Genomic DNA, 19,874 nt, shown 5'->3' with positions numbered 1-19,874 from the left:
TTGGTTTTTGTTTATAAAGTCGAAGGGATGACTGGGATATAGCAGCCCGCTCCCTCAGGATACTTAGCCTTTTCTTAAACTGTTGTTTGTTAAGCGCCCGATGTAATGCATCGGGCGATTTTTATTCAAAGGGATAAGTGTGACTTTTATAAATGGTTCCATATTTGCTGCGCTACGCATATTGCTTCGGCGATTTATTAAAACTTTTGACTATCTTAAGATTCGCTTGCGTCTGTGCTTATCCTATAAAAAACTAGATTCTTATTGAAGCTTTTGATTCTCCTCTGTAGACGTTAGTTTTATTTTTTTTGGCTTCATAAGGTTTTTTGAGAAACGCACCATTGGCGTTTCTATTAATACATGGACGCCATATGAGACGATTAAACTTACAGAAATAAATACTATAAAAGTGATTAAGTTGTTTTCTGGTGAAAAGTGCTTTATTAGAACTGCCGCTGCCATATGGCAGGCGTAAAGGGAGTAAGATAACTTACCTAAAAGCTGGAAAATTTTATTATAAAGAAAAGCACAGTGATTTTGGAAGTAAATCAAATAGCAAAATGTTGCAAATGCTAACAGCCAACTAGGGGCGCCTTTATCGAGTGATACATATATTGGAAACGGCGCTATGCTAAATACCAATAGTATGCCAACCAGTCCTGCTATCAGTTTTTGCAGTGAGATTTGATTAGAGTGAAATAGCCAGAAAATCCAGCCTAAGATAAGCATTGGGAGCGTTGAGGCTAGTACGCCAAAGTTTGTTGCCCATTGATGCATTGGGTGGTGGGGGATAATATGAAAGCGGCCTACAGCCAAAAAAATCAAAGTAATCAGTGCGATAGAGTATAAGTCTGCTTTAAAAGCACGCGCAAAGAAATAAGCGAAACCAATTAGTAGATAAAATTTTACCTCGATTGCGAGTGTCCAAAAAATGGGCTCCACGAGAAACTCATTTGGTAGGACGTCTGATCCAAATAAGCTCACGCTAAGTAAAAAATTTTCAAAGTCTAGGTTTCTCGGGCTATCTATTATGTACTCTGACAGTATTCTCAGTGCTACGGCAGCTATGGCGATAGGGTAGAGTCTAAAAATGCGTTTTACAAAAAAATCACTACCGGAACTGACGGTTGCGCTGGCGGCTACAACGAAGCCGCTTGTTATGAAAAAAAGTCCTACGGCATAGCTGCCTATAAAACTTGCGATGTAATACGCGACGCTATCCATAGGGGCCTCTATCAGTGCGGTCACATAGTGATCTAGCACGACCAGAAGCGCCGCAATACCTCTCGCCCCGTCCAGTGACTTAATCCTGTTCAAGTCAGTCTTCCTTCGTGTCTAAATTAATGTTCTGTACTCCATATCATCAACGGCGCTTTTTTATATTGCAGCTGGTAGCTTGGAGGCCTTGATCTAATAGCGTAGTGCATGAGAGAGCGTTTCAGAATCTGCTATTGTTATTTTATGCCGATTCTGATCCTGAGAAGAGCGTGACACTAGAAGCGCACTCGATTAATCGAGCAATAGTTTGTTTCTATTTTCAAGAAAGCTATTTTGTTTGTTTGTTAAGATGCCACCATGGAGTATAGATTGGGTATTGTTAATGACACCAACAATTTTTGATGCAAATCCATCGTGATCATATGGATCCGCTGTGAGCGTCGGATTCTGATTGATTTCACCACAGGATGAGTTATTCGATGAAATTACCGGAATACCCTGAGCCTGCGCTTCTAAAATCGGAAGGCCCAGACCCTCGTAAATAGAAGGAAAGAAAAGAACTTTGGCTTTTTTCATAAGCGATGCGAGAAGTTGATCTGAGGGCGAGCGATACCATTCAACATTCGAGCTAATTGATGAGATTTCCTGTAGAAAACGAGTAACCTCCTTAAAAGGCATGCGTTCACGTCCGACGACGATAATCTTCAGATCTGTTTGTGCTGCAGCCTTTTTTAACGATTCGGAGACTGCAATAAAGTTTTTCCTATGGTCAAGCACGTTCACTAATAGAATATAGTCGCGATTTTCACTTTCGATAGAATTCGTATTTCCGAAGTCTTTGAACGGAATGCAGATTTCCAATCTCGGTTCTAAACTTTTACCATAGAAGCTAATAAAGTCATTTTTGGTGCTTTCGCTGATGCAGATGATTTTTTGAACGTTCTTGATATAAAAGTCATAACCTATGCTGTGTTCATGAGCAAAATGGTAGGCATTCAAGAAGCGAGGCATACGAAGGGCGCCAATCGCTAGAAGATTTGGCACCATGTCATAGACGAAGCCCATTGTATATTGGCCCTCAGGCACCGAGCCTGAAGGAGAACACATCCAAGGAGTGGTCAGTATTGATTCGTCGAAATCTTCCAGACGGATTTCTTTAGGATCGTCCCAATGGCAATTGTATATCTTACCTGTCTTTGTCGTTGATTGTATTGGAGCTTCATTTGGGACTGGATTACCTTTAGCCCAGTCCGGAGCCGAGTGCATTAGAAGAGATGAGTGCTCAATGTCGCTCATCATTGCTTTAGCGTCATCTTTCGAACATGCACATAAGCGACCCTGGTGGGGGGTCGCTAATGTGAGGTTATGCCCTTGTGCGGCTAACTGATGCCAATGATATCGGATGACACGTCGAACTCCGATATGCGTACTATAAAAGTTACGCTCCACTATCATTAATATCTTTTTTTGTTTCATGTGTTTTTTCTATATAAAAGGCACGGATAAATTGAGTATCTAGTCTGCTTTCACTGGTCTTGCATCAATTTTAATCAGCGCTACAGCCAATTTTCTGACGTCTTTGGACTTTCCGTCATCGCTAGGAGAGGACGGGGAAAGCGGAGTGAACGCAAATTGTAGAGTTCTAGCGCCTTTGAAAATTGTCCTTGGTAGTCGAAAAGAGTACTTCTTAGCGGATTTTTTCTTCGACAATGTCAAGAGTGTTATAGGGGTGCCGTTGCAAGTGACCCAGACCAGCTGATTTTTTGTATTTTCGGGCGCGAAACCTCTGGCTGTAACCTCAAGGTTCAAATCATGATTGACGTCAACTTCAGGTACAGGAAGATTCAAGATTGATTGATCTCCAAGTGACCAAACACCCCATGCCTCACGAGCTGCCCAACCGCTACCTAAGATAGAATTCGATATGTTTGCATTTTTTTCAAATAGAATTGGATATTGAGTAGTTATTGGTTGTTTCTTTACTAGGATGGCTGTCAATACCAAAGAGGTATCAGATCTGATATCGATTACTACTTGTGAAGGGTTCGGTGCCAAAATAGTTGTGTCAATGAGGATGGTACATGAGGTCTCTTCCTCTTTCGTGTCCCAGTTCAAGACTTGATTAATACCATTTGTCTTGATTTCAATATCTGATTTGTTAGTGTTACTATGAAAGAAGATTTCAAGACTAAGGTCTTTGCTATTTGGTTCAACACAGATCGAGAGATTTTTATTCCGCTGAAGTGATACTAACCCTTCATTGGTGATGGTCCATACGGACTGATCTAGAACAATTCCGTCGGCGGATAATTGTTGCGAACTCTTGCCGAATAGGCTGACCTTATTATCAAGTTTGATAGCGCTGGCCGACGCGTAAGACAGGTCAGTGCATCCATAAGGCAAGGAGTAATTGTAATTCAAGTCTGGGAGTCGAGCGAACTCGTAGATATAGCCAGGTCGTGAGTCTGTAACAATGAGTTCAACGGTTCTTGCAAGGCGCGGAGTTATTCCTTTTTCGCTCATACAGCGAGAAAGCTCAACATCTTCACCTTGGTTCCAGAACAAAAGTTCGTTCCAGGGAGTTTCTAGAAGCGTCGCCCTCTTGCTAATGATCACACCTCCATTCACATAGACGTTAGGATTGTAATCGCCATATTGCAGCATACTGCTCGGACTCCAGTTCCAAGTGCTGCCAAGGGTAACCCAGTCCGGGAAACGATTACCTTCCAGATCTATTTGGGCTGGAACAATAACTGAAAAGTCCGCCCCAAACTCAAACATTTGATCCAGGAAACCCCTCGGTATTTCATAGCGGTCGTGTGCTATCAATAAGTTTTCGGCGTTTGAAGTCTCGACGATAATATTTTTCTTTTTAGTGATCCATCCTTTCGCAGAATGCTCATCGGGAGCATCAATATACCGAACCTTTTCGTTGTATTGTTCTAGTGACTCCCTTAAAGAGGCTGGCCCACAAATAGCAACGCTCCACGCGATATTATCTATGCCACGCACTTGCTGAACGCTATCGATAAAGCGTATTACTTTCTCTGGACGCCGACCATCTGTAATAAGCGCGAACTCAAATGTTGATAGGGTAGGTGGTACACTATTTCTAGTGCAATACATACTGTAGACGATGGTCCCGTCTTCATCGGTATCTTGATTAAGTAATTCAAAGGTGCACTCTTTGTGTCTTCTTAAAAATGCACCGAAAGAAAATAAAGTAAGCAGATTAGATTGCGAAAATCTGACAAAGAGCAAGCACTTTGCATTATGTTGTAGAAGTCTCAGCGCCTCGTCAATGATCAATGGCCATTGTTTAAATTTACCCAGATCGTTTTCAGTCAGATAAACGGCACTAAAATTTCCATGTAAAGACGGTAGCTCGCGGAAATCGCTGCTAGGATCAAATATCCGAGGCGACGATACGAAATTGTTAGCAGGAGGGTATACTCCAGCCCAGAATACGGTTTTGACGCCGCAAATTTCACTCATTAATTTTGAGTCGAGCATTCTCAGTTAATCGCCTTTATCGTATAAGCTTTTTTAGTGCGCGCAGGGGAGCGCTAAATTTCCAGCTTGTGGAAAGGTAGATGGCTTCAATTTGTGATTTGAGAAAGTTATTTTCGTCTCTCAGTCTACTGTTTTCATCATTAGATGAAAATTCAACAAAGTGCGAACCAGCAGCACCCTGCAGTTCAGAATCGAGTTGGGCTTTGATTTTTTTTGCTTCTGATTTCCAGTACAGCACACGTGCCCATGCTGCGGAATTTTCAGCCACATAATGACGAGCGCGCGCAAGTTCCTGCTGTACGGACAGAGATACCGGATCACCAGGGGGAAGAGTTGGAGAGTCAGACGCTACGTGCCAGTAGTGCTTGCCATCGTATAACGGAACACCCCGCAGTTTCAGATTATCTTCCACTTCACGCCAGTTTACGCCTTTTCGATTAAAGAAAACATTAACTTCAGCGCAGGCCGGGTCGTTTGATTTGATGGCGAATGGTTCAAATCCATGGTTATCTAAGAAAGAAAGAACCTCAAATAGTGCTGGTTCCCCGTTATAGAGTGATGTCGCAGATGTGGTAGGTGTTTCCAGCATTCCAGCGTCGACTGATGAAAGATACTTGCCCAGTGACTCCAGTACTCTTAGATCCACACCCTGGGCATCAATTTTTATAAAACTTATATGGTCGTATCCCTCTCGTTCCAGAAGAGAGTCCAAACGAATAACATCTACATCGATTACTTCGTCGAAGTATAAGTCAGATCGCTCTTTCCAATATTCATCGTTGGTAATTGAACTTGAGTTAAAAGGAAGAAGGCTAGATACTCCCCAGTCGGCATGACGGGCAACATTGAACGTGGTCCGGCAAGGGGTAACATCAATAGCTGCTTTAAACAGCTGAATGTTAGTCAGGCTCATGCTGTCTTTTTTTTCTTCCAGAGCCTGATACAGCTCGGGTATTGGTTCGATACCAATTATTGGTATACCTGAAGACCGAGCTGCAACAGGAAACAAAAAATCACCGTTGTTTGCTCCAATGTCGAGAATACAAGTTTTAGTCATTGATATCACTCTTCACTGATAACAAATTTATCATCCAGTGCTCCCGGATGTTTGACAACCACCGTTATAGAGTCTGTGATGGAAAGAAAGTCTGTAGCCTCTCCTGGCGCAATAGTAATGATGTCTCCAGCGGTCCATTCGCGGCCGCACATTCTTACCGTCCCCTCAACAACTACGGTAATTTCAGTAGCGATTTTGTGATAATGTGCACCTTCGGAGTCGCCTTGTGTATAGCGCTTTACAGCGACTTCACAGGCATCAGTATTTAATACGGACGGGCTGAATGCGCCTACAAACCAGCCCTTGACCATGCTTTCCAGGCGATCTGACTTCATTCTATGCTCCGCTCTCTTTGAAATGATCTAGTTTCTCAATTTGACGCGCAGATTTTAATGGATGGAATTTCTGTGCATCAATTCTATGAACACCAATGCGTCCTTGACGAAGAATCAGTTCATTTAAGGTTGGGCAAATGTAATACTGTCCATCCACATGAGCATTCTTTAGAATTGCCTGTTTTGCGCAACTAACAAAATCCTTTCCGTGACGGAACCAATAGAATCCAACTGTAGCATTGTTACTGATAGGGTTTTTTTCAGCGCACTCAACGACGAGCTGTTCCGAATTTATCCGAACGTATGAGTAGCGAGGGTGAACAGATGGAAATACGATTACTCCAGCGTCAAACTGTGATGCATAAAAGCTGGAAATAATGGCGCTAAAGTCCAAGTCAATCAACTCATTGCCATTGAGAATGAGCAGTGGTTCTTCATTATCAATTTCTGCAACTGCGAGCAGTGCAGTACAGGCGGCGCCGCCGGTCTTTCGCCGTATTTGTAATACTTGAGCCTTAGGAGAGAGCAACCTTACAATGTTGTCGAGATGCCAGCGTTTGCAGTCATCTTCTCTCACGGCGAGAATTAGCTTTGAGTCTTTAATTGCGTTGCATTGCTCGCTTAAATGTTGGATAAGCGGCTTGCCATCAACTTCGGTAAGGCAGAGAGGGTAACCGCTATCCTTATCGTCATGTGGCTCATTCGCGGCAAGAACTAATACATTAGTCATTTTAGTTACCTTCTGCGCGTCGAATCGCATTCATGATGTTTTCATAATTTACTTCGTCAACATCGCTGACGACTAATACATGTGCGCCGGATGCTCGGGCCGCTAATATACCATTCTCGTTGTCTTCTACGATAAGACACTCGGCAGGGGTGAAGCCAAGTTGCTGCATGGCTTTAATATAAATGTCGGGAGAAGGCTTTGGTTTTTCTACATCTTCATTAGAGAGCATAATATCCAGATAATCGTCGAGATCAGCTTTTTGCATCATTGTCTGGACGGTTGCTCGAATAGAGTTGGATGCTACTCCAAGTTTGTAACCATTCGCCCGTAGTGATGAAAGTGCGTATTCGTGAATAAAACGCGGACGGCATTTTTCATGCACCATGTCCATCGTATAAGACTGCTTCAGTTCATTGATAAATGAATGTAGCTCAATGGGCAAATTGCTCATTTTGCTGAGCATATTGAGTTTAGTGCTTGTTGGAAGTCCGTCGAAAGACGTTAGGTGATCATATCTGGAGATTTCAAAGCCAAATAAAGCTAGAGCCTTGTTGAGCGCTTCATAGTGCCATTCTTTAGCGTCGATTAAGACACCATCCATGTCAAAAACTATAGCTTTAATCATAACGTGGTCTCAAAAAAATTTACTGCGTGTTCTGGGAGATCAGTGCATAGCAAAATATTGTTATTGCTATGTAGGCCGGCGTTTTTCAGATTTTGCCAAAAATGAATGTGGTCGCGACGATGCAGTTCGGGAGAAACAATGCAAACTCTGATATTTTGCTTTACAAGCTTCGTCAGCTTTTCTATTCGCCATTCATCGCTTTCGAATGCATCAAACCAAATACCGCAGGTATTTTTCTTAAATGCAATTATCGGCTCCTCCTCGCTCACCCTTACGAACGTAGGATTTCCTGCTGCGATCTGTGCTCTGGTATCAGGGATCGACATGTCGAAAACAAACCAATTGGCATAAGCATGCCGTTTCATTGTTGAGCCAATGGCAACGGCGAGCCCGTCGGCCTTCACATTCAAGGCAAGAGTTGGTTTGTTTTTACCGGCGATCTCGAGCAGTTCATCCAACGTAATTTCATTTCCGGTTGGGGGATCATGTGAGATGACGAGCTTTCCAGAGAGATCCCGAACATCAGTTTCCGTACCAAATCCGAGAGAAAAAGACCGCTCAAATGCCAGCGGAGTATTCTTTTCTTCTGCTTGTAACCAGTAACCTCTGTGGCTGATTATTTCCATTTGGCGTTCTCGACCGCTGGTCTTGATATGGAATGATTGATGAACAGTGCCAGGTCTGCTGGGGTTCCCAGTCCGTACATGCCATTTGCCTCTGAGCCAACGCTATAAATTCCGACAACCTTTTCTTCTTTGATCATTCTATTGTATGCAGGTGCGACATAGAATTCACCGTTTACGCGTTCGTCGGCTGCGATCATGTTCTCTGCGGCACTAACAAAATCACGACCACGCGAAAAATTATAGATTCCGACGGTCGCGTCGTCGGATATTGGTTCTTTTTCTACTACGTTGGTCACATGCTGGTTAGCGTCAGTTGCGGCGAAAGACCACTTTGGATCATTCGCTTTCATTGTCATGATCAAGCCATCCAACGAACGTGTCTCTATGTCATTCAGATAGTCATCAATGGATGTATCAATGAATTGATCACTATTGGCAATCATCAGTGCGTCGTCGCTGTTGATTAGATGTTTTGCAGTCAAAACTGTGCAAGCGGCACCTTCTGTAATACCGTCGAGCAATATGACTTCATGGTTTGGTGCCCATGTTGGAAGCATTTCGTCAAGCTTATAAAGTGAATAGTGCTCGCGCTGGCAAATGAATATAAAGCGGTGCTCGCGGTTCGGGCGCAGATTGGCAATCACAAGTTGGATCATAGGCATGCCGTGAATCTGGATTAACGGTTTGGGGTCCGTAAAACCAGCGTTAGCAAATCGGCTTCCCTTTCCAGCCATTGGAATAACTATGTTCAACATTTTAATTGCCCGCCATCATGAGGGTGAAAATCTCGTATTTTGTCGCTGCATCAATTTTCATTAGTTATGGAAATTGATGCTCAACCACCAAAATATGCGGCCGCGACAGTTTGCGGATCAGAGTCCATGCGAATTTTTCCGTGTTCAAGCCATATGACTCGATTGCAGGTATGCATTATCAATTCTCGTGAGTGTGTTGCAATGACAAGAATGTTTGTCGATTGTACTAACTCCGTCATTCGAATTTCTGCTTTATGCTTGAAGCTTTCGTCTCCGACTGAAAGCCATTCATCCATTAGGAGTATTTCAGGTCGAACAACCGTTGATACCGCAAATGCCAAGCGTAGGTGCATGCCGGTCGAGTAAGTTCGAAGGGGCATATCGACAAAGTCGCCAAGCTCAGAGAAGTCGATGATTTCATCTATTTTTTGACTTATTTCACTTCGTGTCATCCCGAGTAAGCCGCCACGGAGGAATATATTTTCCCTGCCTGTGGCTTCAGGGTCGATCCCTAAAGAGATGTCGATTAGTGAGCCAATGTCTCCGGATATTGTCGCGGTTCCGGAGGAGGGCGTGTAAACACCGCTAAGAAGTCTTAATAAGGTACTTTTCCCAGCGCCGTTATGACCAAGTAATCCGACGCGATCGCCATCATTGAGCTTGAAGTTTAGGTTTTCAAGCGCTCGAACGATAACTCGTCCTTGGTTGTCAGCCCCCAGTTGCCCTCCAGTGGCAACTTGAATCAACCGTTTTTTTAATGACCGCCCATTTGCATTGTAGATAGGGAAATCGACGCAAGCATTGTTAAACTCAATAAAAGCCATGGTTGTTTGTTTTCTCAGAGCCAGTATGCAATTCGGCGTTTGTACCGACCATAGATCGCGAGGGTAAGGAACCATCCGGTTAGTGCTAAAGCCCCTGAGACCAGCCAGTTTGTCATTGTGGGTGTTCCGCCAAGCAGAGGCGTGCGGATTACTTCAACCAGATGGTATATAGGGTTAAGGTCGAGTAAGTACAAGCCGGCTCGCTGAGGTATCAGATTTGGCATCCACATGATTGGCGTCAGATAAAAGGCAATCTGCAACAGGCTGCCAATTATCTGTGGTAGATCCCTGTACCTTGCACATAATACGCTCAGTAGCAGGGCGACCCAAGCAAGATTAATCGCCACAAGTACAAAGCCGGGAATGCTCAAGAAGGCGACTAGACCAATAGGCTTTCCAACGCTTATTAGAACAATCGGGAAGATTACAATGTTGTGCGCAAGGATTAATATGTTGCGCCAGATCATGCGCAATATATGTACAAACAGTGGAATTGGTAGTTGTTTGATTATCCCTTCCGCGGCAATGAATGTTGTGCACCCTTCATTGATCGCCGTGGAGATAAAACTCCACAGAATCATTCCCGCTGCAAGGAATGGAAGGAACTCTTTGATTGGAGCGTTGAAGATTTGGCCAAAAACAATTCCAATTGTTCCTATCATAACTCCCATGCTAATAGTGAGCCAAAATGGCCCTAGCGCAGATCTCCTATACCGCTGGCGAACATCTTGCCACCCTAACATTCCAACCAAAGAATAACGGCGCGAGGCGGCGAATATGTCCGAAAAAGCGGCGGTTATTGACCTATTTAGCATTAGAAAATCCGGTTTATTGTGAAAAAGCCAGAAATGTGATTTCGCGGCTCTGCCGCCTCCACTTTTCTATCCGCCCATTTTCGCTCCTCCGCACGACGTGTCAACTAGAGAAGTGCGGCTGCGGGCCTAGGCTCAGTGCAGGGTTGCTTCCCTGGCGGGGGCAATTGGTTGTTCTCGGGGTGCTTGGTTCGACCTAGAGCGGAAAGTTGTGCCTCGCCCGAAGGGAAAATCAATCTTCTCCCCTGGTTTTCTCTGCTTAAGCTCGGTATTTATTGGCTGCAGGTAAGGCTTGCTTGCTGATTCTCACTGAAAGACGTCTCTTGAGGGCGAGTTCAAACGGGGCATCTGTATGCCTCTCTGGCGCATTCTTGATACCGATATTCGTTAAATCCCGTATGAGTACGGTACCGGCATAGGTTGCGGTTGAAGTCTTAAGTGATTCTTACGCTGGTCTCGATGTAAAATGGCCGGGACTGTATAATGTTGGTATGTGATAAAATGCTATCACGGCGCTTTTTTTGATAGCGCCCGTCTATTCGCATTCGTGTTCAAATGGAGTTTAAAGGATTCGCATGAAAGCAATCGTTACTGGCATCACTGGTCAAGACGGCGCCTACCTGGCGGAACTGCTGCTCGAGAAGGGGTACACCGTTTACGGTACCTACCGTCGTACCAGTTCTGTCAATTTCTGGCGTATCGAAGAGCTGGGTATCCAGCAGAACCCTAACCTGCATTTGGTCGAATATGATCTGACAGATCTCTCTGCCAGCATCCGTTTGCTGCAAACCACTGAAGCCACCGAGGTGTATAACCTCGGCGCGCAGAGCTTTGTGGGCGTGTCGTTCGAGCAGCCAATCACTACGGCTGAAATCACTGGCCTTGGTGCCGTGAACCTTCTGGAAGCGATCCGTATCGTCAATCCAAAGGTGCGTTTCTACCAGGCATCGACCTCTGAAATGTTTGGTCAGGTACAGGCTATTCCGCAGGTCGAGAGCACGCCTTTCTATCCGCGCAGCCCTTACGGTGTCGCCAAGCTTTACGCTCACTGGATGACCATCAACTACCGTGAGTCGTACGGTATTTTTGCGACCAGCGGCATTTTGTTCAACCACGAATCGCCTCTGCGTGGTCGTGAGTTCGTAACCCGCAAAATCACTGACTCCGTGGCCAAGATCAAGCTCGGTCTGCTCGATAAAATGGAGCTGGGCAACCTCGATGCCAAACGTGACTGGGGTTTTGCCAAGGAGTACGTAGAAGGGATGTGGCGCATGTTGCAGGCCGACGTACCGGATACCTTCGTATTGGCGACCAATCGTACCGAGACCGTCCGTGATTTCGTATCCATGGCGTTCAAGGCCGCTGGTATCACTATTTCCTGGTCGGGTACTGCTGAAGCCGAACAGGGCACTGATGCTGCTACCGGCAAGGTACTGGTTACCATCAATCCGAAGTTCTACCGTCCTACCGAAGTTGAGTTGCTGATCGGCAACCCGGCCAAGGCCAAGGAAGTATTGGGTTGGGAACCGAAAACCTCGCTTGAAGAGCTTTGCCGCATGATGGTCGAGGCTGACCTGCGCCGTAACAAGCAAGGGTTCTCTTTCTGATGATCAATGCTGGCAAACGTGCGCTGATTACGGGTATTCATGGATTTACCGGTCGCTACATGGCGGCTGAGTTGCGAGCTCATGGCTACGAAGTTGTCGGGATGGGTAGTCAACCCTCCGATGATCATAATTATCATCAAGTCGATCTGGCTGACGGTATTGGTCTACGCACGTTGCTGGCAAAGATTCAGCCGGATGTCGTTGTGCACCTGGCTGCGTTGGCGTTTGTCGGACATGGTGCGGCAGATGCGTTCTATCAAGTCAATTTGATAGGCACGCGTAATCTGCTGGACGCTGTTGCCGCCTGCGGAAAGGTTCCGGATTGTGTACTGATTGCCAGCAGCGCCAATGTCTATGGCAATGCATCAGGGGGCATGTTGTCGGAAGCTACAGTGCCGGCTCCTGCCAACGATTACGCCGTTAGCAAGCTGGCCATGGAGTACATGGCCAAGCTCTGGATGGATCGTCTTCCCATAGTTATCGCGCGGCCGTTCAATTACACAGGTGTTGGGCAGGCCGAGAACTTCCTGTTGCCGAAAATCGTCTCCCATTTCCTGCGCAAGGCGCCAAGGATTGAATTGGGTAACCTCGACGTTTGGCGCGACTTCAGCGATGTTCGGGCTTTGGTCAAAGCCTATCGTGGTTTGATCGACGCGAAACCCTTGGGACAGATCGTGAATGTCAGTTCGGGACAAACGCACTCACTTCGAGAGGTTATCGAGTTGTGCACGTCGCTGACTGGGCATGACATCGAAGTCGATGTGAATCCAGCATTTGTTCGCGCCAACGAGGTGAAAACCTTGTGCGGCGACAACTCAAAGCTGCGGGATCTGGTTCCCGGATGGGCAACGGCGCCCTTGAGCGAAACCCTTAGCTGGATGCTGACGGCTGATAAATGAAGTTAATTCTTTCTGTTGAGCCGGTCCGTTTTCCACTGACCGGCATTGGTCGCTACACCTATGAGTTGGCGCTGCGACTGCAGCAGAATCGCGAAATCACTGACCTGCAGTTTTTCGCAGGTCGGCGATTTCTACCTTCGTTGCCTGCTGCTTCCGATACGTCGGGTAACGGCTATGGCCTCAAGCGAGCCGTTCAGAAAAACTTCCTGGCGGTTGAAGCCTATCGCTTGCTGATGCCACTGCTCAGGAAGCAAGCCCTCAAAGGTCATGGTGATTTTCTTTACCATAGCCCCAATTATTATCTGCCTCCGTTTGCCGGGCGCAGTGTCGCGACCTTTCACGACCTTTCTCCTTTTACGTGGTCCCACTGCCATTCGCCGCAACTTGTGCGCTATTTGCAGAAGGAGCTCAAGACGACGCTAGTCAGGGCTGACGCTCTGATAACGGACTCTGAATACACGCGTAAAGAGTTGTGTGACTATTTCTCCTGGCCTATTGAGCGGATTCACACCGTGCCGTTGGCCAGTTCTGCCGAGTTTCATCCTCGCTCCGCGGATGACCTCCGGTTGACTCTGTCGCGACATGGGCTTGAGGTGGGCGGCTATAGCTTGTTTGTGGGTACCATTGAGCCCCGCAAGAATATCGAAACTTTGCTCGACGCTTATTCACGTTTGCCACTGGAACTGCGCAAGCGCTGGCCGCTTGTGTTGACTGGTTACTATGGATGGCAAAACGAGGATATTCATAACCGGCTTGAAAGCGCACGTCGCGAGGGCTGGGCCTATTATCTCGGTTTTGTTCCCAGTGAAGACTTGCCTCTGTTGTTCGCCGGTGCGCGGCTATTTACGTTCCCTTCGTTGTACGAGGGCTTCGGTTTACCGGTGTTGGAGGCTATGAGTTCGGGCGTTCCCGTCGTTTGCTCCAACAGTTCTTCCCTGCCAGAGGTTGCCGGTAATGCGGCACTTATGTGCGAAGCAACGGACACGCTGGCGTTGACTGAACTTTTGCGCCAAGGCCTTGAAGATGAGGTGTGGCGCGCCAGTGCCATTGAACAGGGATTACTGCACGCAGCGAAGTTTTCCTGGGAGCGGTGCGCAAAAGAAACGTTCGAGGTTTATCAGAAGGTGGTCGACGGGCGATGATCAAGGTTCTGCACTTCTTCAAGACTTATTACCCGGAGACAATGGGGGGCATCGAACAAGTCATCTTTCAGATTGCCGAAGGTGGTTTACAACACGGGTACGAGTCCCAGGTGCTCTATCTCAGTGAGCGAGGGGCTGCACGCAATGAACCGATTGCGCATCATCTGACCCATCGCTCAAAACTGGATCTTCACATTGCATCTACCGGATTCTCGTTTTCGGCGCTAAGGGATTTCATCGAGCTGGCTCGAGAAGCGGATATTGTTCATTACCATTTTCCGTGGCCTTACATGGACCTCGTTCATTTTGCGAGTCGAGTAGGCAAGCCGAGTGTGGTCAGCTATCACTCCGATATCGTCAAGCAAAAAACGCTGCTCAAACTTTATCAGCCACTAATGAATCGCTTCCTGTCCAGTGTCGACTGTATTGTCGCGTCGTCGCCAAATTATCTGGCCAGCAGTCCGGTTTTGACACGATTTGAAGATAAGGTACGTGTTGTGCCTTACGGTCTTGATCGCTCGACTTATCCCGTCCCTTCTGCAGAAAAACTGGCATTTTGGCGAGATCGGTTGGGTGAGCGATTTTTTCTTTTTGTAGGTGCCCTGCGTTATTACAAGGGCCTGGATTACTTGCTTGAGGCAGCCAGGACGACCGGGTTACCGGTGGCCATTCTTGGAGGCGGGCATCTTGAGGCAGAACTCAAGGCTCAAGCCGCGGAAGCGGGTGTGTCCAACGTGCATTTTCTGGGGTTACTGCCTGACGAAGACAAGGCTGCGCTGCTGACGCTTTGCTACGCTTTTGTCTTTCCATCGCATTTGAGATCGGAGTCTTTCGGAATTTCCCTGCTCGAAGGGGCTATGTACGGAAAACCGATGATCTCTTGTGAAATTGGCTCGGGCACCACCTACATTAATATTGCCGAAGAAACCGGATTGGTCGTCCCTCCCAGGGATTCCATTGCATTGGCACAGGCTATGACAAGGCTGTGGAGCGAACCTGCGACAGCTGCCAGGATGGGCTTGGCCGCCGAACGCCGGTTTGAGGAGGTGTTTTCCTCAAGTTTGATGGCGCAATCTTACGCTGATATTTATCGCTCGTTGCTATAAAGCTTTTCGCAACCCATGTTAATGGGCTGTCAGGACAATGCCTTGTCTGGCGGATGTTTGCGGATAATTAGAGTCGATTTTTTTTCGTTTTATTGTCTGGCTACTTGCGTGCAAGTTTTTCTCAAGCAAAGTTTGTTTCATTTAATATTGCTTGTTGCAGAGTGTGTGCGTGAGTTTGCCAAAGAACTTGTTTTGTTAACAGTCTGTAAGCCGCGCAAAATGCAGCAGTGAGGCTTGCCTCAATGAAGGCGGGTTTCAGGGTGTGTTTTTATGACGTGGCGCAAGTTGTCTTTTCCTGCTGCTTTGAAGTGGCCAAGAATCGCGTAATTCAATAGACTGCCACTCGCATATCCCTCGACGAAGCGATCTCCATGGTTGCTGCAGTCACGCATCCATTTGCCGCTTCAACGAGGCTGTTGTCGACAGGCAAGCATTGATTTCTTAGCTCAAGGTGCTTTCATGAGATCCAAGACATTCCTGATTACCGGCGGTAATGGTTTTCTGGGGAGAGCACTTATAGATCGGCTAATGCTGGGATCGGATTGTTCTGTCGTCGCGCCGATGCGTTCCAGAACTCATGAGCATGCTCCAGGCGTGGACGTTATACCCTTCGAAGGTCTCAGTGGGGCTAACGATTGGAGTCGCGTCCTGACAGAAGTTGATGTTGTCGTTCATGCGGCAGCGCGCGTTCACGTCATGGACGAAGTCGCGGTCGATCCCTTGGCTGCCTTCCGGGAAATCAATGTCGACGCGACTTTGAACCTCGCTCGTCAGGCTGCGGCATCGGGAGTTAAACGGTTTATCTTCGTCAGTTCGGTGAAAGTTAACGGCGAGCGCACTTCTCCAGGCGCTCCTTTTTACGCTGATGATGTGCCTGCCCCGCTTGACGCTTATGGCATTTCCAAATTTGAAGCCGAGCAGGGCTTGAAGCGACTGGCGCAGGTTACGGATATGGAAGTGGTGATTATTCGCCCGGTTCTGGTCTACGGTCCGGGGGTGAAAGCTAATTTTCTCACTATGATGCAATGGCTGGATCGTGGTGTTCCGTTGCCATTTGGCTCGGTGCGTAATAGCCGCAGTCTGGTGTCAGTAGGCAATCTTGTGGATCTCATCGTGACCTGTGCCGACCATCCGGGTGCTGCCAATCAAACTTTTATGGCGAGCGATGGCGAAGATGTTTCTACAAGTGAGCTGTTGCGCAAGCTGGGCCAAGCGTTGGGGAAGACCAATTATCTATTGCCTGTTCCGGTATGGATGATGGAGCGGCTGTTGGCACTGGTAGGACGGCGGTCTATATCTCAGCGGCTTTTCGGCTCTCTGCAGGTCGATATCAGTAAAAATCGACAGTTACTGGGTTGGACCCCGCCCATCAGTGTCGATAAAGGCCTAGGCCTGACCGCACAGCATTTTCTGGAAACCCGCAAATCATGACTTATGGATGGTTCCTTTCCGTCGTTCTCTGCCTATCCTTCTCCCTCACTTGGGCGTTACGCCGTTACGCGTTGGCGCGCAGTTTGATGGATATTCCGAATGCGCGCAGTTCGCACTCTGTGCCTACTCCTCGTGGCGGTGGCGTAGCGATAGTGATCGCATTTGTTTTTGCGCAAGTAGTGTTATGGGGCGTCGGAATTACTTCGGGTAGCGCTTTTCTCGCTGTTGCCGGCGCTGGAAGTCTGGTTGCAGTGATTGGCTTCATGGATGACCACGGCCATATCGCGGCGCGCTGGCGTCTGCTAGGGCATTTTCTGGCTGCGGGATGGCTGTTGTTCTGGATGGGCGGCATGCCCGTGGTGGAGGTACTCGGAGCGCAGGTCGATCTGGGTATCTTTGGTCATTTTCTGGCACTGTTTTATCTCGTATGGTTGCTCAATCTTTACAACTTCATGGATGGCATTGATGGCATCGCAGGTGTCGAGGCGGTTTGTGTTTGTCTTGGGGCGTGTGTGTTGTATTGGCTTGTCGATGCAACAGCGTTGATCTGGGCTCCGTTGATGTTGGCTGCGGCGGTGATGGGCTTTCTATACTGGAATTTTCCACCGGCAAAAATTTTCATGGGTGATGCGGGCAGCGGATTTCTTGGCGTTGTTCTGGGCGGTCTTTCTCTGCAGGCTGCGTGGCATGATCCTTCGTTGTTTTGGGGCTGGCTCATCCTGCTCGGTGTGTTTATCGTGGATGCCACTTTCACGTTGTTCCGGCGCCTGCTCAGAGGAGACAAACTGTATGAGGCTCACAGAAGCCACGCCTATCAGTTTGCTTCCAGGCAATTTGGTCGGCATTTGCCCGTAACCTTGGCAACAGGCTTGATCAATCTATGCTGGCTGTTGCCTATTGCGGTAGGTGTTACACGGTTTGGGCTGGGCGGCGTATGGGGTGTACTTTTAGCCTATATCCCGCTGGTTTTTCTCGCGATCAGGTTTCATGCGGGAGAACTCGAAAAGACCGCTTAGTATGGAAAAGAACACAGTTCTGGTATCCAGGTTTAGAGTCATGATGGCGGCTTGTGGTGATTCATTACGGTGATCAGCATTTGAAAGAGGGAAACTGAGGTGCTTGAAGAGTTAATGGATAAAGTCAGAGAGCGTCTCGTTGGGCTTCCACGGCGGCGCAAACGACTGATACAGGTTGGCACAGATATTTTTCTGGTCTGGATGGCTTTGTGGTTAGCGTTCATCGTGCGCTTGGGTATCGATGATATGTACAACCCCTTCAAAGTCCACTTCTGGCTATTTGTCTGCGCCCCTGTTGTGGCCATTCCATTGTTCATTCGCTTCGGCATGTACCGTGCCGTCATGCGCTATTTTGGCAATGACGCGTTGATTGCGATTATCAAGGCTGTCAGTTTGTCTTCGCTGATTCTGGCGGTTGTCGTTTATTGGTACAGCAATCACGAAGCGGTTGTGCCTCGCTCGATCATTTTCAATTACTGGTGGTTGAGCCTGGTCATCATTGGGGGATTGCGGTTATGTATGCGGCAATACTTCATGGGAGACTGGTTTACAGCCGCGCAGCATGTTCCTTTTGCCAACCGTGACGATGGTCTGACCAAAGTTGCGATATACGGCGCAGGTGTAGCAGGCAATCAACTCGTTGCCGCACTGCGCATGGGGCGCGTTATGCGCCCTGTTGCCTTTATCGATGATGATCCGGGTATTTCCGATCGCTCGATCTCTGGCCTGCAGGTCTACAAACCCAAGCATATACAGCAGATGATCGACGTCACAGGCGCGCAGGAAATCCTTCTCGCGTTGCCATCCTCGACTCGTGCTCGTCGCCGGGAAATTCTCAACTTGCTGGAAGGCTTTCCACTGCATGTTCGCAGTGTGCCGAATTTTTCCGATCTTGCGAGTGGCCGAGTCAAAGTCGAAGATATTCAGGAAGTCGATATTGCAGACCTGCTGGGGCGCGATGCCGTTCCAGCTCAGCCTGATCTTCTGGAGCGTTGTATCAAAGGCAAGACTGTCATGGTCACAGGTGCCGGCGGTTCGATCGGTTCGGAGTTATGTCGGCAGATTTTTGCGTTGGAGCCAACCGCGCTTCTGTTGTTCGAACACAGTGAATTCAATCTCTACAACATTCTTTCAGAGCTGGAGCAACGCAGCTCTCGAGAGTCGGCTCCGGTTCGATTGCTTCCCATACTCGGGTCTATACGCCACCAGGACAAATTGCTCGATGTGATGAAAACCTGGAAGGTTGACACGGTTTATCATGCGGCCGCCTACAAGCATGTGCCCATGGTCGAACACAACATCGCCGAAGGTGTACTGAACAATGCGATCGGAACGCTCAATACTGCTCAGGCTGCCCTGCAATCCGGCGTAGCGAATTTTGTGCTGATCTCGACCGATAAGGCGGTGCGGCCCACTAATGTCATGGGCAGTACCAAGCGCTTGGCGGAGTTGACGCTTCAGGCGCTCAGTCGTGAAGTCGCGCCGGTATTGTTCGGAGACAATGCAAAAGTTTCCCGGGTTAACAAAACCCGTTTCACGATGGTTCGCTTCGGTAATGTGTTGGGTTCCTCCGGGTCGGTGATTCCGCTGTTCCACAGCCAGATCAAGTCCGGCGGGCCGCTGACCGTCACTCATCCGAAGATTACCCGTTATTTCATGACCATCCCCGAAGCCGCGCAACTGGTTATTCAGGCCGGTTCGATGGGGCAGGGTGGCGATGTGTTTGTGCTGGACATGGGCGAGCCGGTGAAAATCGTCGAACTGGCAGAGAAGATGATCCACTTGTCCGGTTTGAGTATTCGTTCCGATCGCAATCCGCAGGGCGACATCTCCATCGAGTTCACGGGATTGCGTCCAGGTGAAAAGCTCTATGAAGAGCTGTTGATCGGCGACAACGTTGCTGCAACACCGCATCCGATGATCATGACGGCCAATGAGGATCATCTGCCTTGGGAAGTGTTAAAGGTTAGGTTGGCCAATTTGTTGGCGGCGGTTGATGAGGATGATTACGCTCGCGTTCGCCAGTTATTGCGAGAAACCGTCAGCGGCTACACCCCCGACGGCGAAATCGTCGACTGGATCTACCAGCAGCGTCGTCTCGAACCCTGATTGTTTCACATTCTGTAACGCACGCATTTTTGACATCGCTCCACCATGACCTAAGTTTGGAGAGCAGCT

General features: G+C 47.9%; 18 protein-coding genes. 7 read left to right on the top strand and 11 right to left on the bottom strand.

From position 1 onward, the window contains the following. Positions 1 to 261: 261 nt before the first annotated feature. The 11 genes from H8F23_RS08510 to H8F23_RS08460 all read right to left on the bottom strand — a co-directional run bounded on the left by H8F23_RS08510 (position 262) and on the right by H8F23_RS08460 (position 10,498). Positions 262 to 1,317 (bottom strand): acyltransferase family protein, encoded by a 1,056-nt coding sequence (locus H8F23_RS08510; protein WP_194934031.1) that lies wholly within the window; start codon positions 1,315 to 1,317, stop codon positions 262 to 264. A gap of 192 nt (positions 1,318 to 1,509) precedes the next feature. After that, positions 1,510 to 2,694: a glycosyltransferase gene (locus H8F23_RS08505; protein WP_194934030.1), complete on the bottom strand. Its 1,185-nt coding sequence runs from the start codon at positions 2,692 to 2,694 to the stop codon at positions 1,510 to 1,512. Between the two features lie 39 nt (positions 2,695 to 2,733). Further along, complete coding sequence (locus H8F23_RS08500; RefSeq protein WP_194934029.1) at positions 2,734 to 4,731, bottom strand: hypothetical protein; 1,998 nt, start codon at positions 4,729 to 4,731, stop codon at positions 2,734 to 2,736. Between the two features lie 16 nt (positions 4,732 to 4,747). Next, positions 4,748 to 5,788 carry an FkbM family methyltransferase gene (locus tag H8F23_RS08495; protein WP_194934028.1) on the bottom strand — a complete coding sequence of 347 codons (1,041 nt, stop codon included), beginning with the start codon at positions 5,786 to 5,788 and terminating at the stop codon, positions 4,748 to 4,750. A 5-nt stretch (positions 5,789 to 5,793) separates the two neighbouring features. Continuing rightward, positions 5,794 to 6,123, bottom strand: coding sequence for a cupin domain-containing protein (locus H8F23_RS08490; RefSeq protein ID WP_194934027.1), 330 nt, complete (start codon positions 6,121 to 6,123; stop codon positions 5,794 to 5,796). Position 6,124: 1 nt separating this feature from the next. Next, complete coding sequence (locus tag H8F23_RS08485; RefSeq protein ID WP_194934026.1) at positions 6,125 to 6,853, bottom strand: glycosyltransferase family 2 protein; 729 nt, start codon at positions 6,851 to 6,853, stop codon at positions 6,125 to 6,127. Position 6,854: 1 nt separating this feature from the next. After that, on the bottom strand, positions 6,855 to 7,478 hold the full coding sequence (locus tag H8F23_RS08480; RefSeq protein ID WP_194934025.1) for an HAD family hydrolase: 624 nt from the start codon (positions 7,476 to 7,478) through the stop codon (positions 6,855 to 6,857). After that, on the bottom strand, positions 7,475 to 8,104 hold the full coding sequence (locus H8F23_RS08475; RefSeq protein ID WP_194934024.1) for a PI-PLC domain-containing protein: 630 nt from the start codon (positions 8,102 to 8,104) through the stop codon (positions 7,475 to 7,477). The genes H8F23_RS08480 and H8F23_RS08475 overlap by 4 nt, the downstream gene beginning before the upstream one ends. After that, the gene (locus tag H8F23_RS08470) at positions 8,095 to 8,859 is read right to left on the bottom strand and encodes a glycosyltransferase family 2 protein (RefSeq protein WP_194934023.1); all 765 of its coding nucleotides are present in this window, start codon (positions 8,857 to 8,859) and stop codon (positions 8,095 to 8,097) included. The genes H8F23_RS08475 and H8F23_RS08470 overlap by 10 nt, the downstream gene beginning before the upstream one ends. A gap of 80 nt (positions 8,860 to 8,939) precedes the next feature. Beyond that, a complete protein-coding gene (locus tag H8F23_RS08465) occupies positions 8,940 to 9,683 on the bottom strand; it encodes an ABC transporter ATP-binding protein (RefSeq protein ID WP_194934022.1) in 744 nt (247 codons plus the stop codon). Positions 9,684 to 9,697: 14 nt separating this feature from the next. Further along, positions 9,698 to 10,498: an ABC transporter permease gene (locus H8F23_RS08460; protein WP_194934021.1), complete on the bottom strand. Its 801-nt coding sequence runs from the start codon at positions 10,496 to 10,498 to the stop codon at positions 9,698 to 9,700. A gap of 572 nt (positions 10,499 to 11,070) precedes the next feature. On the opposite strand from H8F23_RS08460, the gene gmd reads away from it, so the two are divergent. The 7 genes from gmd (at position 11,071) to H8F23_RS08425 (ending at position 19,805) form a co-directional block, all read left to right on the top strand. Beyond that, complete coding sequence (gmd, locus tag H8F23_RS08455) at positions 11,071 to 12,102, top strand: GDP-mannose 4,6-dehydratase (protein WP_194934020.1); 1,032 nt, start codon at positions 11,071 to 11,073, stop codon at positions 12,100 to 12,102. Further along, positions 12,102 to 13,001, top strand: a complete 900-nt coding sequence (locus H8F23_RS08450) for a GDP-mannose 4,6-dehydratase (RefSeq protein WP_194934019.1) — start codon at positions 12,102 to 12,104, stop codon at positions 12,999 to 13,001. Before gmd ends, H8F23_RS08450 begins: the two co-directional genes overlap by 1 nt. Beyond that, a complete protein-coding gene (locus H8F23_RS08445) occupies positions 12,998 to 14,143 on the top strand; it encodes a glycosyltransferase family 4 protein (RefSeq protein WP_194934018.1) in 1,146 nt (381 codons plus the stop codon). The genes H8F23_RS08450 and H8F23_RS08445 overlap by 4 nt, the downstream gene beginning before the upstream one ends. Further along, positions 14,140 to 15,249: a glycosyltransferase family 4 protein gene (locus tag H8F23_RS08440; RefSeq protein WP_228759154.1), complete on the top strand. Its 1,110-nt coding sequence runs from the start codon at positions 14,140 to 14,142 to the stop codon at positions 15,247 to 15,249. Before H8F23_RS08445 ends, H8F23_RS08440 begins: the two co-directional genes overlap by 4 nt. Positions 15,250 to 15,708: 459 nt before the next feature. Continuing rightward, complete coding sequence (locus tag H8F23_RS08435; RefSeq protein WP_194934017.1) at positions 15,709 to 16,680, top strand: UDP-glucose 4-epimerase family protein; 972 nt, start codon at positions 15,709 to 15,711, stop codon at positions 16,678 to 16,680. Continuing rightward, the gene (locus H8F23_RS08430; protein WP_194934016.1) at positions 16,677 to 17,696 is read left to right on the top strand and encodes an MraY family glycosyltransferase; all 1,020 of its coding nucleotides are present in this window, start codon (positions 16,677 to 16,679) and stop codon (positions 17,694 to 17,696) included. The genes H8F23_RS08435 and H8F23_RS08430 overlap by 4 nt, the downstream gene beginning before the upstream one ends. Before the next feature lie 114 nt (positions 17,697 to 17,810). Then, the gene (locus H8F23_RS08425; RefSeq protein ID WP_194934171.1) at positions 17,811 to 19,805 is read left to right on the top strand and encodes a polysaccharide biosynthesis protein; all 1,995 of its coding nucleotides are present in this window, start codon (positions 17,811 to 17,813) and stop codon (positions 19,803 to 19,805) included. Positions 19,806 to 19,874: the final 69 nt, after the last annotated feature.

It is taken from the genome of Pseudomonas neuropathica (genome assembly GCF_015461835.1).
Lineage (GTDB): Bacteria > Pseudomonadota > Gammaproteobacteria > Pseudomonadales > Pseudomonadaceae > Aquipseudomonas > Aquipseudomonas neuropathica.
This window is presented reverse-complemented; position numbering and strand designations above follow the sequence as displayed.